The sequence below is a fragment of the Paenibacillus sp. LS-5 genome (assembly GCF_056121505.1).
The window spans coordinates 399,737-415,217 of record NZ_JBWAVA010000003.1 but is presented as its reverse complement, the minus strand read 5'-3'; the positions used below and the strand labels follow the sequence as shown (position 1 = coordinate 415,217).

Sequence of the window (15,481 nt, the reverse complement as noted above, 5' to 3'; positions counted from 1 at the left end):
ACGCCTCTTTCCATTCAGTTTTTGCTGCTCTGGAAAAAGTGTAACAATATCGATAGCCGGACGAATCTGCCATCTGATAGAATTATCGCGCCCCCAAACGTATGCATTTCCATACTTTAGTTATAAGACTGTGCACAAAGTCATGTCTCGATCGCCGTAATTCCGTTCTGTACAGCGAAGATCGCTACTTGTGTCCGATCACGCAACTCAAGCTTGGAGATGACGTTGGACACATGGTTCTTGACGGTTCCTTCGGTAATGACCAGCGTATCTGCAATTTCTTTATTGTTCAACCCGCGGCCAATCAGTTGAAGCACTTCCATCTCTCGGACCGACAATTGCTCGAGCAGGGGTAACCGGGGATCATCACTATGAACGGTAGTGCCCTTGCTTCTGATCTCGCGGTTCTTCCATTCCTCGAGAATTAGGGCTGTTATGCTGGGCTGGAGTACGGTTCCGCCTGAATGGATCGTGTGGATGGCACTAATGATTGCCTCCGAGGGCATATCCTTCAGAAGATAGCCATTGGCTCCCTGTTCCAGCGCCATGACAATTAGTTCGATATCCTCGAATGTCGTCAACACCAGCACTTTCACTTCCGGCAAGTGACGGCGAATCAGTCGCGTTCCCTCCACGCCGTCCACGATTGGCATGCGAATGTCCATCAGGACGACGTCCGGATGCAGCCCAGCTGCCTTCTCGTAAGCTTCTTTGCCGTCTGAAGCTGTACCTACCACCTTAATACCCGGGTCCAGACCGATAAGGGTAGATAATCCGTCTCGCATCAGGCGTTGGTCGTCAGCAACTAACACTTGAATCATTCGTTTCGCTTCCTTCCGTAAGATCTAATCCATCGGGATGGTAACATGTACTTCGAAACCACCTTCGGGATCGGATCGGATAAGCAGAATCCCACCGAGTTCCTGTACCCGCTCTCGCATATTTATCAAGCCAAACCCAGGTGTGAATCCGGGATGTCCCGCCCCGTTATTGAGAATGCGTAAATCGATCCTCCGCTCCGTATAGAGGAGGGTCACCCATGCTTGCGAGGCTTCTCCATGCTTCAGGGCATTGGTCAACGATTCCTGCACGATCCGGATAATGGTGAGTTGCAAAGGATCGGATACGGCTGGTAACTGTGGATCTACCTCGACTTCAATTCGCATACCCGTCATTTCCGCGAACTGTTCGGTCAGCTTCGCGACGGTTTCCGCTAAAGACAGGCCGTTGTCCTCTTCGCGAATGGTGCGCACCGAGAGCCTAACTTCCCGCAGAGCGGAGCGAACCAGATTTTCGCATTGCTGCAAACTCTCTCGGCTTTTCTCGATATCGATCTCTTGTAACTTCCGAGCCACGTCCAGTTGAATGAGAAGAGCGGTCAAATTGTGACCAACCGTGTCATGAATCTCTCTTGCAATGCGAATCCTTTCGCGGTTAACGGATAACTCCTCTACCTGTAAGGCATACTCGCTTAACTGTTTGTATGAGGTCTCCAGTTTCTCATTCAAGCGAACGGTTTGAATGCGCGATTGTTTGTAGTAACGGATCAACGAGCCGATCAGGCCCGCGAACACTACGAACGACCCGTTCACGATATAATAGGCACCTTCGATGTCTCCATATTTATGCAATTGAATTAGGATGAGGACTAGGATGTTTGTCCCGAAGTAAACGTACCAAACGACTTTAACCAATCGGGATTGAACGAACATAAATAAAAACAAGCTGGATAAGCCCATGAACAGCAGGTCGGGAGATTCCTCGTTTAGAAAAACATAAGAATAAGAGGTTGTAATGGCAATATCAATGGAGACCAATAGGATAATGGTCCATTTTTTGTTAACTATTGGATAGAGAAAATGAATGGGCACAAACAGAACTATGCTGCCGATAATGAAGAAGTTCACCCAAGCAGGAGCCGGAAACTTGATAAGCAGATACATCAAGCTAAGCACAAGAAAATAGCTTAACCGAATGATAGTTAAAAGAAAGTAACTGAAGGGGTCATTGATTTGCCTTTCTTTAGCCAATCCACTCATATTCATGCACCTCGACGTCAGTAACCCAAGAATATCCAAAGCATACCATGAATTCGTTGCTATGGGTGCCTTTGATTTCGCTCTATAAATGTTACGGTGAACCGTATCATAAGTAGAGCGAAACTTGGGTCAAGGCACTGCTTCGTAGGAAACATATGATAACATATTTCCATATGATCCAGGCTAGGGGGTAACACTGTTGGTGATAACTTTAGAGAGGTTTACAGGCAACTACAGACAAGTCAGGACAAGTATATTTAATTCATTTTGGCCGCTTCTTTAGCTTCATTAGCTTTCGCTATCAAGCAGTGCTTTCAATTAACTGGCACAGGGTGTCTGATTTTCTACATCAGAGACCCTGCAGTGTTCACGTAGGATTGCGCCGCGATTATCTAGTATTTACTATGTCTTCTTTCGTAAGTTCTTGGTATAGGGTAAGTTTCTCTTCGGCGAGAGAAATCATGTAATCAATTTCTTGTCGCCTGGATTCCAGTCCCATCAGATGCTTCTCAAGGATTTCAATCCGCTTTTTTAAGGTGGGATTATACTTAGAAGGATTCTCCCCGTGTTGAATTTTATCCATTACACAGCCCTCACGAGTAAATTCCGTAATCTCCTCAAGCGATAAGCCCAATTTTTTTAGTTTATTTAGACATTGAATGTAGGAAACCTCGCTTTCTTTGTAGACACGTGCCCCTCCATTACTACGCTTGGGTTCATGCAGTACCCCTATTTTTTCATAATAACGAATCGTATAAGGAGTTAATCCTGTTTTTTCTGACACTTGACTTATTGTAAGCATCCGATTTCTGCCCCTCCTTTTTAATGCTGATATTGAAAAATATTATACAGCTTTCAGTCAACTCAAAGCCAATGTTTACAATTGACCCTAACTTCACCCCGAAAAACCTCTTGACTTCCAGTTGACTCTAACTTGTAAGTTAACTTTACTAATTGTTAAAGGGGTGCAACAATGAACAACGAATATTTCACGATTCAACAAGCATCGGAAGGTATCTGGGGTGCTATTTCGGTTCCAGGCAGCGGTTCTCTGGGGAATGCAGCCATTGTTGATCTTGGGGATTTAACCGTTGTAGTGGATACAACCAACCTGCCGCATTCTGGTGCTTTGTTACGCCATACTGCTGAACAATTAACAAACAAACCGGTTAAATATGTAGTGAATACACATTTTCATGGAGATCATATCAACGGCAATCAGGAATTTATGAAAAGCGAATTTATATCTACCGTTTGGACAAGAGATTTGCTTTCTGATATGGGTGAAGTGAATATTGATCTCATGCAGCAAAACATTCAAAAGATAATAACTAGCCTAAATCATGTACGTTCAACGCAAAGAGATCCCCACATGTTAACCGAAATTGACTATGATCTTTCCGTACAGAGAGCTCTGCATGATGCCATCCCTTCCCTTTACAGGGTGGTACCCACGATAACTTTTGACGATAAACTCGTTATTCAGGGAACAAAGAGAACTATCGAAGTTTTATCTTACGGAGGAGGTCATTCTTTAAGTGATGCAGTTGTGTACGTTCCAGAAGAGCGAACTTTGATCGCTGGTGATTTAATATCGACTAAGACCATTCCTGTCATACCATACGGTAATCCATACGCTTGGATACGCATCCTTAAACGCATTCAAAAGGACCTTAAGGTCGATACTGTACTTCCGGGACACGGAGATGTATCTAATTCAGATCGAATCACGGATGTCATACGATTTTTGGAGAAAACGATCACTTATGTTTCTGGAGCTGTAACAAGCGGGAAATCAGAGTCTTACTGGTTGGAACAAGGGGTATTAAAAGACTATGAGGATTGGCATCTGCCCCAGTATTTCAGATGGAATTTTCGCTGGCTCTTTAACAGTATGCTTGTTCAAAACAACAGATGAGACAACAAGCAACGCTGTTTACAAAATAAATATAGAAAAGAGGATAAGTATGAAGTATACCTTATATAGTTACGCGAAGAAGGCACCCATCGTGTACCCTGCCAAAGTAATTGATGGGTATTTAGTACATCATGATGAAATAAATAATTCACGCGCTAGAGAAATATGTCATATTGGATCGGGAAATATCACCAAGAGAATATTTGATAAATGATTGCAAATGGGATAATCGAAAGAATTCCTGAGAGAAAAGGTAAAGCAAAAAGTAGAGTTACCGAATGATGGCCTCGTCCTTGTCGAAGCTACCATACTCGGAAACTTCCACAACGTTGAACAGTCAATCGTTTGAAAGTTTTAGGGCAATGAAACCAGAAATCCAATAGGTGATCATATAGCGTGAGGTGACTGGTCGTGAAATGGAAAGGGACGTTTACTTATCAAACCGTTCTTATGCAACCTTTGGAGCGGGTTTGGGACTTTTTTCAGTCAGCTGAGAATTTAGTCAGAATTACATCCTTCCCCAAAACGACGGTGAAGGGGCCTTCCGAAGCAGCTGCGGGAAAAACGATCCAGTTGGAACTAAACTTTGGGTTCTGGAAAATCTCCTGGAAGTCGTATATATCAGAGTGGAAAGAACAGGAAGGATTTGAAGATATCCTTATTGATCCCATATTTCCGTTCCATTCTTGGAAGCACCGCCATCAGTTTGCTTCAAAGTCCGTTCGTGAAACGATTATGACGGACAGGGTGGAGTTTGAAAGCTCTCTGCCCAGTTGGTTAATAAAAGTTGGCCTGATCTTCATGTTTAAAGATCGTGAAAGAATGATAAAGAAGTATTTTGGAAGAAGGACGGAATAAGGCAGTAAGATCAAAGAAGGGGTCATCCCACAAAGGATGGCTTTTAACCTTGCCGTTACAGACAGCGCGGAGAACTGTACCATAAGTAACGGCAATTTTTATCGGAATTCCCCGTGAAGTTAATGAAACTATTCATTCATCGATAACATATGGTTTGAATCGAATATGTGGTCACGAGTACAGGGATTATGGCCACAAGCATGCAACCTTCGTCATGGACATACGCATATAGCACTGCTATAATGGACGTATGAACACATATGACAAAATATTAGCAGCTGCTCTTAAGGTACTCGAAGAGGAGGGCGGAGCCCATTTTTCGACGCGAGCCGTAACTGCGATCGCGCAGGTTACGGCCCCTACACTCTATCATCATTTCGGCAATGCCGATGGACTCCTGAGTGCAGCTATAGTGGAAGCGTTCAAACAGTTATTTGAAAGCAAGATTGCCGCAGTGGAGTCCACCATTCCAGAGATGGCTCTTCGTCAAGGATGGGATGACTATGTCCGCTTCGCGGCAGCCCGTCCTCGGATCTATGCGGCGATGATGGGGCGGTTGCTCGAGGGTGCACATATCGAGGCGGCAGAGCATTCGCACCAAGTACTAGTGCAAAATGTTCAGAGAGTCGCTGCCGAAGGCAAACTGGCTGTGTCAGCTCAAGCTGCGGCAGATCTGGTCTGGGCTTCCGCCAATACGGCCTCTTGGCTGTATGTGACGGCCCAGATTCGTAAGGCACCCCTACCCGAACCCAACGTCGTTGATCTCATTCGGGAAAGCGTAATGCAGATCATTTTGATTCAAGAGCCGGACGCCGATTCAAAATGAGGGATCCGATGACAGAGTGTAAAGATTTCAGGTAAAGATGAGGGCCCACAAATAGTGGCACATAAGAGAGATCGTCTATCCAAGCAGGATGGCGGTCTTTTTTTTCATTTTCAGAAGGATGTCGATGATCTCACTCCTCACGCAACGCCCGCTAAAATGATGTTCAGGCCGCAGGACAACACTTTGTAAAAATATATAGCACCGCTATAGACAGCTTTGTATAGCGGTGCTATAATGTCCGTATAGCAGTGCTATATCGTGAACCATATCTTATCAAACCTAGGAGGCTTACTATGTCATTCAAAACTCAAGAACTGGTCGTTGTCACAGGTACGTCCAGCGGCATCGGTAAGGCTACCGCGGAGCAGCTCGCCACTGAAGGATATCACGTTTTGGCGGGGGTTCGTCGTCAGGAAGACGCCGACAAAATCAAACGCAAAAATATCGAGCCGGTAATCGTCGATGTTACCAATATCGGCACGCTCAAGGCGCTGGCCGAACGGGTGGAGCAAGATCCGCTTGGTCGTCCTTTGCGGGCAGTGGTCAACAATGCCGGCATCGCCGTTAATGCACCTCTTGAGATGGTCCCCCTCGATGAATTCCGCCGCCAGATTGAAGTCAGCGTGATCGGACAGGTCGCGGTTATTCAGGCGCTTACCTCGGCCTTGCTGAACAGCGGCGGGCGCGTAGTCAATATCGGTTCGCTCGGGGGTAAGGTCTCCATGCCCGGTTTCGGAATTTATTCGGCTGCCAAGTATGCGATGGAAGCGATCAATGACAGTCTCCGCAGAGAGATGTCCTCGTTTGGCCTCAAGGTAATCATGATCACTCCGGGTGGCGTCAGAACTGGCCTGTCAGAGCAAGGGATTATGACAGCGGAGCGGCTGGCCAAGTTGATGACGCCGGACCAGCACAGGCGCCATGATCGTCTTTTTGATGCCGTGAAGGCTCAGGCTGATACGTGGGCAACGGACGGCATCCGCCCCGAGAAAGTGGCAGCAGTGGTTTCACGAGCAATCCACGTCAGTAAACCGCACACCCGCTATACGGTTGGTCGCGATTCGGCACTGCTGACCCGACTGGTCCGTATTCTTCCAGATCGACTCCTCGACCGGATGCTCCGTATCCAGATGAACCTGTAGTAAGGGAAGAATGAACGATGTCACACAAACAGATGGAACATGCCATTATTGTAGGTGGATCTTTAGGTGGTCTAATGATGGGGCTTGCGTTATCTCGCTCTGGTTATACCGTTACTATTCTTGAACGTGCAGATTCCTCATTAAGAAATGGTGCTTTTATTCGTTTACACACAAAGCCTTATCGTAATAGTGAAATTGAACGAGAATTAAGACACTTGGCATCTAGTGGTAACAACAATGTGGAAGCCTGGTCAGCCATTCAAGAACGTTTGCGCAATGCAGTTGCTAAAGAACCTGGTATTACCCTTCGGCACAATACACGAATTGTTAGTGTGGGACAAAATGAATCATCTGCTTGGGCTACCAGTGAAGAGGAGCAGACGTTTAAAGGGGACTTATTGATTGGCGCAGATGGATATCGCAGTATTGTCCGCCGCTATTTAAATCCTGACAAACCATTTGCAGATTATGCTGGCTATCTGGTTTGGGTTGGGAAGGTAGACGAAGAACTGCTGCCAAAGAAAGACTGGAATAAACGGCAACTTTCGAACGCTTATTTCAACAATAGTGCTGCCGGTACATTGACAACTGCGGTGATGCCAGGTAAAGAAGGAGGAACCAATCCTGGCCAGCGGTGGATAGGTTATTGCTGGTTTGATCATTCGCATAATCAATTGCTGTCTGAGTTAGGGGTGTTAAAGGACGGGGTTGCCCAGCACTCCTTATACGGTGAAGATATTCCGGACTGGCTACTGGAAGAACTGTCACAAACCAGCCAAGCCCATTGGAATAAGGAAGATGATGCCGTTTTGCAAATCGCAATTAAGAACCGCAGTTTAATCGGGGCACCTGTTAATGAATACATCCCTAATATATTGTCAAAAGGAAGAATCGCCATGATCGGCGATGCAGCTCATACCATGTCACCAATGACGGGCGCAGGCTTTAATGACTCACTTGATGATACCGTTACTATTGTAGACTCCATTAAGCAGTATCCGAATTCGATAACAGAAGCTTTGAGTGAATACCAAACACGCCGTTTAGATGTGGTTCGTCAAGATGTTCTTGCGGGCCAATACAATAGGAGGAATTAATATGAACGATACAAAGAACCGTTACGTTACTGTACTCTGGGAGGCGAGAGCTAAGGCAGGAAGAGAAGCCGAGATGAAGGCATTCATGACTGCTGCTGTCACCCCGTCGCGCAACGACCTAGGCAACATTGACTATGAGGCTCACGAGGTAGAAGGCCAGCCGGGTACATTCATTATCTACGAGCGCTGGGAAAACCGGGATGCCCTTGATCGGCACCTGAGTGCCCCTCGGATGCAGGAACTGGTGCCCCAGCTCTTAGAACTGATGGAGGGATCCATTGAGGAAGGGATTCGGCTCCTGCAGCCTTTCCGCCCGGTGCAGTAAATGCAACACCAAGCGGAACTCATTAAATTCTATCCGGAAAGCGTGAGAGATATTTTCGTGAGGGGCTTAAAGACTTTAGTGGAGGAGGCAAAACGTTGGCAACGATCGATGATTTTGCAGCACTAGATATTCGTGTCGGAACGATTAAGGAAGCCGAGTTTTTTGAAGAAGCAAAGATCCCTGCGATAAAGCTTAAGATTGATTTTGGACCGGAGATCGGGATGAAATCCTCAAGTGCACAAATAACTAAGCGTTACAAAGCTGAGGAAATTGTAGGGAAGCAGATTATAGGAATCGTCAATTTTCCTCCTCGGCGCATTGCGGGGTTCAAATCGGAGGTATTAGTGTTGGGAGGAGTCGTGGAAAAAGGAGATGTTATTCTATTAAAGCCGGATACGGAAATGCCTAATGGTACTCCTATTGCGTAAAAGGTCCACTAAGCGGGCTTCCACTTCTGGGAGCTCGCTTTAAGTTTTGGACGACTTTAGTCGAGGCTTTGGCTATATTCATAGGGCGGATGAAGTATTTGAGATAGATGCAAGTTGCTTAGCTCCGTGCGGCCATGCTTTAAAATTGTCCAACAGTGCAAGCGAGAAAACCTAGCCGCTCTTTCTATTCCGTAATTAGGCTTTCTACAGCGCAAAGCCGTGGTGTCTTTATGCCGTGCTCTCTGGCTTCTGATATAACTTCCTGTGCGGCATAACCAACTTTAAAGTGATTATGCTTCACAAGTGCATAGGCCATGCTTTTAGGTGAAAAAACTACTTTACTCATAAGAAGTCCTACAACTCTCGGTGGCAGGGAGCTCAATACCCTTGTCAAAACATCAAGTTTTGAGCCTTTTGCTTTCAGAACAGGGATCATTTCTTTCATATTATGACCTATTCCAGCTAGCGCTTCGGGCGAAGAAGCTACTTTTTCAAAACTGCCACTTTTTAATACTTCGACTTCCATTGCTACGTTTAATGCGAAATGATTCCAGAGCCAACTTTGAAAATCCTTTTGAACCATGATCTTGAAGCCTGCCTCAGCAAAAAGCTTGCGAACCTCTAAATCTCTTTTGGTAGGCTCAGATTCAAATGTTCCAAACTGAACCATCTTGTAAACACCACCGTAAAGAGTGTTTCCTTCGAATCCACCGCCACCACCGGGGAAGCCAAAAACAATTTGACTGACCGGAATCGGCTGAACAGCAGCTTTGGGATCTTGCCAAAAGTTATTGAAAAACAGAACGGTTGCATTTCCAACTCGTGGCGCAAGGTAGTGGACTGCACTTGATACTTGCTCGGGGTTGATACTCATAAAAATGAGGTCATAGTCGTGATTTTCCTTTATTTCTTCATGTGTTATAATAGGCCATTTTTCTTTGACTAGCCGGTCTCTTTTGCTCCGTCGTGCATCCCATATTTCTAAGTTTACATATGGGCCATATTGCATCTTCCTACCTTCACGAACATAAAACTCAACAGTATGGCCTGCATTTTTAAACGCCCAGGCGTACAGTGTCCCTATAGTACCGCGACCAAAAAATAGTATTTTCATAAATCCTCCCCTTAATCAACGCGTGTTGATTTTTAAACAAATGGTTGATATCCTTAGCGTACTGATTTGTGGAGAGCATTTCAATAGTTACATTTGTTCCAACTGTTGAGAACTCAACACATCACGCTAATTTGTTAAATATCTGGGGAGGTAACTTTGTGGACAGAAGAATACAAAAAACAAGGCAGTCAATTATGAATGCCTTCATCGAACTGTTGGCTGAAAAAGGATTTGAGAAAATAACTATCAATGACATTGCCGAACGCGCAAACATAAACCGAGGGACTGTTTATCTTCATTACGTGGATAAACTCGACTTGCTGGACAAGTGCATTGAAACATATGTTGAGCTGCTGCTAGATCACTGTGTCAATAGTGCTGACCCCAATCTAAACATAGACGCATCTCAAAGCATATTTGAATACTTGGAGAAAAATTTTACAATATACAAGTTGCTTCTTAGTAATGAGGGATTTGGATTTTTTCGCAACCGCTTATATGACATTATTGCGCAAACAGTAACAGAGGTTGTCGGTGTAAAGTCAGGAAACAGCGCATATTCAAATGGTGTAACCACTCATTTTTTGACTTCGGGGTTTATTGGAGTACTGGAATGGTGGATCAATAATTCTATGCCTTGTAATGTGCAGGAAATTACTGAGCAACTTATGTTTATGCTAGAACCATACACCAAGCACCTTGTATCACTCTAATCTAATTTGCCACTGTGTATACTTTTATTTATCTACATGGGCTACTGCTCTGATCTCAATCCATTGCTCGGGAAAGGCCAGGTAGGTAACGCCGATAAGGCTGCCAGCGGGCCGGTGATGATCTCCCAGGTACTCCTTGAATATCTCGATAACTGTTTCTCCATGCTCTTGTGCATTGGTTAGGTATACCTCGACATAAGCTAGGTTGGTTTTGGTGATGCCGAATTCTGCCAGTACGCGATCTAGATTATCCAATGTCTGACGGGTTTGGCTCTCAATGTCGCCGGCCCCGACAAATTCACCCGCTGCATTGTGAGAGAATTGACCCGAGATGTAGAGGGTGCCGTTTACGCTGTATCCTTGCGAGATGCCATGATCCCAGAGCTGATGATGATAAGTTTTGATTGTAGGCATATTATTGTCTCCTTTACTTCAAAGTAATGCTAGTATAGACTTGGCACAAAGAAAGAGATAGTACGCACTTTAAAGATAGGTACTATCTGAAAGGATAGTGTGAGACATGGGCATATCCGATTTAAACGGCAAAGATACAAGGCTTCAGGATACACCGTTTGGTTATACAATGTCTATCATCGGCGGAAAGTGGAAAATGGTCATTCTTTACCTCTTGGCCGAGAGGCAGCCGGTTCGCTTCAATGAAATGAAAAGACAGCTTGGGGCAATTACGTACAAGACCTTAAGCTCCCAACTCAAGGAGCTGGAAGCGGATGGGATGGTCGAGCGGAGGGAGTACCCACAGGTGCCGCCAAAAGTGGAATACCGTCTTACGGATAAGGCTGAGACGCTGTTGCCTGTGCTGGAACAGCTGTGCGACTGGGGAGTCAAGAATCAGGGCAAGGGTAAGAACACCTGAATAGTTTCTGTAAAAGGCATCCGATCGAGTCCCTTTCGAGTTCGCTATACAGGTGTTACGCTGCACCGTATCATAAATAACAGTAAAAAAAGGGAGTGTGCAGACACTCCCTTTGAGCTAATATTGTCGGTTATCAAATGTCTACTTCGCAGTATGCTTAACCCCCAACGGTAACAACCGTCTTATTGACAAAGTCAATCTCATTTCTGATCCCTTTATGGGCGTCATTCCACAAGCCCTTTGTCAGGCGAATGCGCAGCAGGCATGTGTTAGGGTCTTCGTCGTTATTGGCTTCGTTATACCACCCGGCGAATATTGTGCGCAGCTTTGTCATCATCTCCACGTTTTTCTCGTCACATACCCAGCCCAGGTTTTCACCGATACCATCAGCCGTAAAGTTCTCGACGATGATGCAAACGGCGACTTCAGGGTTTTGGGAGATCTGCTGCATCTTGCCTGAGGTCGCGTAGGTGACAGTGTAGAATGCGCCGTCCTCATAATAGGCGTCCACAATGCGGGCAGCGGGACGGCTCTTGCCATTGGGCCCCGGTTCCAGCGCGATGGTGGACAGAGAGATCAGGCCGTCCTTGTTACCCACTTGTTCTTCCAGCAGCTTCATGGCTTCGTCATACTTGCTCATTATATTACCTCCTAAAATGTCGTAAGGCATACATTATTAAGCATATCATTGTAAAATCTTAGTGCATGTGAAGAATAATACGATAAGATATTAAAGCGCTATCATAATCCTTCGCTGACTTAGGGATGGTAATGTTTATCTTTGTCTTGTTGAGAACGCATTATTATGGTAAAACTACGTAGGGTTGACTTCATGTTGGAGCTCAACGATACGTTATGAAAAGGGAGAATTAGTATGGCATCAAAGACAAAGACAAAGACAACGAAAAAATTAAATTTAGTGTCTCTGGTCTTAATGATTTTCACTTCTGTTTATGGATTCAACAACATCCCAAGATCGTTCTATAAGATGGGTTATGCGGCTATTCCCTGGTACATACTTGCAGCAATTACGTTCTTTGTTCCATTTGCACTAATGGTAGCTGAATTTGGTTCCGCCTTCAAAGAGGAGAAGGGAGGAATTCATTCATGGATGGAAAAATCCATTGGTCCAAGATTTGCATTTGTAGGAACGTTCATGTGGTATTTTTCTTATATCACTTGGATGGTTAATGTCGCATCCGGTATGTGGGTTCCTGTATCAAATGCAATATTCGGAGAAGATACGACACAAAACTGGACTATATTCAGCCTTCATGGACCACAGGCTTTAGGTATCTTGGGAATGGCATGGATTCTTCTAGTCACTTACACATCAACTAAGGGACTGGATAAGATCAGGAAAGTAACTTCTATAGGTGGTACTGCAGTCTTGGCATTAAATGTATTTCTATGGATTGGTGCAATAGCAGTCCTTATAGGCAACCATGGACATTTGGCACAGCCGATTGAAGGATTACATTCATTTACTCAGACACCAAATCCTAAATATGCGGGAGATATGATTGCCGCATTAGCATTTGTTGTATACGCTCTATTCGCTTATGGCGGGCTTGAAGCAGTAGGGGGGTTGGTGGATGAAACAGAAAATCCAGAAAAAACTTTTCCCAAAGGAATTCTTATAACAGCAGCCATTATTTCTGTAGGATATTCATTAGGAATACTGCTAGTTGGCGTATTTACCAACTGGTCCACTGTAATGGGTATCAAAAATGTTAATCTGGGGAACGCAAGTTATATCGTTATGGCTAATTTAGGCCAATCCCTTGGTTCAGCTTTTGGAGCAAGTCAAGAGACAGCTTCAGCTTTGGGTGCTGGCGTTGCAAGATTCGTAGGAATCTCTATGTTCCTAGCATTGTCTGGTGCGTTCTTTACCTTGATGTTTTCGCCACTAAAGCAATTGATTGAGGGCACGCCGGCCAAGATATGGCCTGGAAAAATCGCTGAAACAAAGAATGGGCTGCCTGTTAACGCAATGTGGATTCAAGCTACCGTTGTTTGTGTGATGATCGCACTTATTGCTTTTGGTGGAAGCACAATGGCCGCATTCTTTAACATCCTTGTCTCGATGACTAATGTGGCTATGACGATCCCATATGTATTTATAGCACTCGCCTTCCCATATTTCAGAAGAAGAAAAGAAATACATAAGCCGTTTATCATTATTAAAAGTCAATGGGCCGTTAATTTTTGGGCGTGGGTAGTTGTACTAACCATCGGGCTTGCGAATTTCTTTAGTATTATACAGCCGGCTTTAGAAGGGGATCTGCAAACCACCATTTGGAGCGTGGCCGGACCCATTATTTTCTCGGTTGTTGCATGGTTAATGTATAGCAAATATGAGAAAAAGCGCGGTATAGAAATGCAGATTAAAAAAAAGATTAGCTAGTATTTATAAAAAATGAAAGAGCCATCCCGTTAAGGATGGCTCTAATTATTTCGGCGTGGAATTAAACTTCGATTTCTCCAATCGATTATGCTCACGCATGGCTCTCATCTGCCTTGCATGCCTTACATCACGGCGGCGTTCTCTCGATCTGAGTTGACTGAGCATAATGATGAGTCCCAAAGTGCCGAGCACGTAAGAAACTATATGATTCACTTCATCCCACATGATTGCAGCAGTCAGAAGGAATACGGCGCCAATGATTGTTGCGATCATTCGCTCTGTATTCTTATTTTGCGTCTCTATCAATTTCTTCTCGAAGGAACTCGATAACTTTACCCGTAAATTTCCGCTGTCCATTTTATCTACTGCAGAGATGAACTTCTTTGTCGTAGGAAGAATTCCTTTGAGAATCTTCTTGCCTTCATCTACAACGTTGGAGAAGACATTCCCCCGTAAATCGCTACGCACAACCTCTTCGACATAAGGCTTAGCGGTCCCAATCAGATCAAACTCCGGGTCCAGTCCTAGACATAGTCCATATACTGTGCCCAGTGCTTTTCCCAAAAATGTTGTATATGCAGGTAACTGAAAAGGCTGAGAAAAGAGGAAATCACGTAACTCTTCAGCATTATCACCTGACGTCACAAAATTGAGGTCAAACGTATCACCATTGATTTGTTCAAATAATAACGTGAGATTCCTTGAGAATACCTCTAAATCAACATTCCGTCTTAGAAATTTCAAACGATTAAGGGCATCGATGGCGCCGTGAGCATCTTTTAAATACACTGCCATTAGAAGGGCTACCATTTGCGCCTTCATATCATCTGCAATCCGTCCGACCATTCCAAAATCGATTAATGCTATGGTGCCGTCAGGCTGCACGAGAACATTCCCCGGGTGCGGGTCTGCGTGAAAGAAGCCTTCCACTAGAATCTGTTCTATGAAGATCTCCAGCAATGACTTCGCGAGTGTAGTCCGATCCACCCCCCAAGCATCAAGCTGGGTAAAATCGTTGATTTTTACACCTTGCAAAAACTCCATGGTTAACACTTTTGAAGTGGTATAAGACCAATGAATAGCTGGAACCACGATATCATCCCGATGGATAAGCTGCATATGAAATTGTTCTGCATTGTGTCCCTCTTTTTGATAATCGAGCTCATCCATAACGGTCTCGTAAAACTCATCATACACTGCATCTAGGTCCATGAAGTCTCTAATCTTCGTCCAGCGTTTTAATAACGAAATCGCAACTTGTATGGATTTCCAATCAATTGAAATAATATCCTCGACCCCAGGACGCATAACTTTGACTGCAACGTCTTCACCTGTCCGTAGTATCGCCCGATGTACCTGTCCTAAGGAAGCTGCTGCGATGGGAGCCCTACTAAACTCAGCAAAAATCTCGCTAATGGATACTCCGAGTTCACTCTCTACTTTGTGCTGTATCTCGGAAAAATCTACAGAATCAACGGAATCCTGCAGCTTGGACAATTCATCAATAATTTCCTTCGGCAAAATATCCACTTGCGCACTAACATGCTGCCCAAGTTTGATAATTAATCCACCCATATCCATAGCAGTCTTCGTAAAATATGTTGCCTGCTTTTGATATAATGCTTTTGTTTTCGCTTCATAGCGCCGGTTCGGAATAAAATTCTTTTGCTTGCTCAGCCACCAGAAATCCCAAGCGAACTTAAAAATCATTCGCATGGTTCTTCTGAACCGGGGATCCTT

General features: G+C 44.6%; 17 protein-coding genes. 10 read left to right on the top strand and 7 right to left on the bottom strand.

Going from position 1 to position 15,481, the window contains the following annotated elements; genetic code table 11:
- Positions 1–140: 140 nt before the first annotated feature.
- The 3 genes from AC0MA3_RS07400 to AC0MA3_RS07390 form a co-directional block, all read right to left on the bottom strand.
- Positions 141–821, bottom strand: coding sequence for a response regulator (locus AC0MA3_RS07400; protein WP_474655700.1), 681 nt, complete (start codon positions 819–821; stop codon positions 141–143).
- A gap of 24 nt (positions 822–845) precedes the next feature.
- Positions 846–2,039: a sensor histidine kinase gene (locus tag AC0MA3_RS07395; protein WP_474655699.1), complete on the bottom strand. Its 1,194-nt coding sequence runs from the start codon at positions 2,037–2,039 to the stop codon at positions 846–848.
- 388 nt (positions 2,040–2,427) lie between these two features.
- Positions 2,428–2,841: a MerR family transcriptional regulator gene (locus AC0MA3_RS07390; RefSeq protein WP_474655698.1), complete on the bottom strand. Its 414-nt coding sequence runs from the start codon at positions 2,839–2,841 to the stop codon at positions 2,428–2,430.
- A 171-nt stretch (positions 2,842–3,012) separates the two neighbouring features.
- Between AC0MA3_RS07390 and AC0MA3_RS07385 the strand changes: the two genes are divergently transcribed.
- The 7 genes from AC0MA3_RS07385 (at position 3,013) to csaA (ending at position 8,633) form a co-directional block, all read left to right on the top strand.
- Positions 3,013–3,957 carry an MBL fold metallo-hydrolase gene (locus tag AC0MA3_RS07385; protein WP_474655697.1) on the top strand — a complete coding sequence of 315 codons (945 nt, stop codon included), beginning with the start codon at positions 3,013–3,015 and terminating at the stop codon, positions 3,955–3,957.
- Between the two features lie 411 nt (positions 3,958–4,368).
- On the top strand, positions 4,369–4,815 hold the full coding sequence (locus AC0MA3_RS07380) for an SRPBCC family protein (RefSeq protein WP_474655696.1): 447 nt from the start codon (positions 4,369–4,371) through the stop codon (positions 4,813–4,815).
- A 250-nt stretch (positions 4,816–5,065) separates the two neighbouring features.
- Positions 5,066–5,641, top strand: a complete 576-nt coding sequence (locus AC0MA3_RS07375) for a TetR/AcrR family transcriptional regulator (protein ID WP_474655695.1) — start codon at positions 5,066–5,068, stop codon at positions 5,639–5,641.
- 293 nt (positions 5,642–5,934) lie between these two features.
- Positions 5,935–6,783, top strand: a complete 849-nt coding sequence (locus tag AC0MA3_RS07370; protein WP_474655694.1) for an SDR family NAD(P)-dependent oxidoreductase — start codon at positions 5,935–5,937, stop codon at positions 6,781–6,783.
- 17 nt (positions 6,784–6,800) lie between these two features.
- Positions 6,801–7,880, top strand: coding sequence for an FAD-dependent monooxygenase (locus AC0MA3_RS07365; protein ID WP_474655693.1), 1,080 nt, complete (start codon positions 6,801–6,803; stop codon positions 7,878–7,880).
- 1 nt (position 7,881) lies between these two features.
- Positions 7,882–8,205, top strand: a complete 324-nt coding sequence (locus AC0MA3_RS07360; RefSeq protein WP_474655692.1) for a putative quinol monooxygenase — start codon at positions 7,882–7,884, stop codon at positions 8,203–8,205.
- Positions 8,206–8,300: 95 nt separating this feature from the next.
- Positions 8,301–8,633: a chaperone CsaA gene (gene csaA / locus AC0MA3_RS07355; protein WP_379156216.1), complete on the top strand. Its 333-nt coding sequence runs from the start codon at positions 8,301–8,303 to the stop codon at positions 8,631–8,633.
- A 184-nt stretch (positions 8,634–8,817) separates the two neighbouring features.
- On the opposite strand, the gene AC0MA3_RS07350 is transcribed toward csaA, so the two are convergent.
- Positions 8,818–9,747 (bottom strand): ketopantoate reductase family protein, encoded by a 930-nt coding sequence (locus AC0MA3_RS07350; protein ID WP_474655691.1) that lies wholly within the window; start codon positions 9,745–9,747, stop codon positions 8,818–8,820.
- A 158-nt stretch (positions 9,748–9,905) separates the two neighbouring features.
- Between AC0MA3_RS07350 and AC0MA3_RS07345 the strand changes: the two genes are divergently transcribed.
- Positions 9,906–10,460 carry a TetR/AcrR family transcriptional regulator gene (locus AC0MA3_RS07345; RefSeq protein WP_379156222.1) on the top strand — a complete coding sequence of 185 codons (555 nt, stop codon included), beginning with the start codon at positions 9,906–9,908 and terminating at the stop codon, positions 10,458–10,460.
- Positions 10,461–10,484: 24 nt separating this feature from the next.
- Here AC0MA3_RS07345 and AC0MA3_RS07340 read toward each other — a convergent pair whose 3' ends face one another.
- Entirely contained in the window at positions 10,485–10,874 is a 390-nt protein-coding gene (locus AC0MA3_RS07340; protein ID WP_474655690.1) for a RidA family protein, read from the bottom strand.
- A 106-nt stretch (positions 10,875–10,980) separates the two neighbouring features.
- Here AC0MA3_RS07340 and AC0MA3_RS07335 point away from each other — a divergent pair, with 106 nt between their 5' ends.
- Positions 10,981–11,334 (top strand): winged helix-turn-helix transcriptional regulator, encoded by a 354-nt coding sequence (locus AC0MA3_RS07335; RefSeq protein WP_474655689.1) that lies wholly within the window; start codon positions 10,981–10,983, stop codon positions 11,332–11,334.
- A gap of 157 nt (positions 11,335–11,491) precedes the next feature.
- Here AC0MA3_RS07335 and AC0MA3_RS07330 read toward each other — a convergent pair whose 3' ends face one another.
- Positions 11,492–11,974: a pyridoxamine 5'-phosphate oxidase family protein gene (locus AC0MA3_RS07330; RefSeq protein ID WP_474655688.1), complete on the bottom strand. Its 483-nt coding sequence runs from the start codon at positions 11,972–11,974 to the stop codon at positions 11,492–11,494.
- A gap of 234 nt (positions 11,975–12,208) precedes the next feature.
- Here AC0MA3_RS07330 and yjeM point away from each other — a divergent pair, with 234 nt between their 5' ends.
- A complete protein-coding gene (gene yjeM, locus AC0MA3_RS07325) occupies positions 12,209–13,741 on the top strand; it encodes a glutamate/gamma-aminobutyrate family transporter YjeM (protein ID WP_474655687.1) in 1,533 nt (510 codons plus the stop codon).
- Positions 13,742–13,786: 45 nt separating this feature from the next.
- Here yjeM and AC0MA3_RS07320 read toward each other — a convergent pair whose 3' ends face one another.
- Positions 13,787–15,451: an ABC1 kinase family protein gene (locus AC0MA3_RS07320; RefSeq protein ID WP_474655686.1), complete on the bottom strand. Its 1,665-nt coding sequence runs from the start codon at positions 15,449–15,451 to the stop codon at positions 13,787–13,789.
- Positions 15,452–15,481 lie beyond the last annotated feature (30 nt).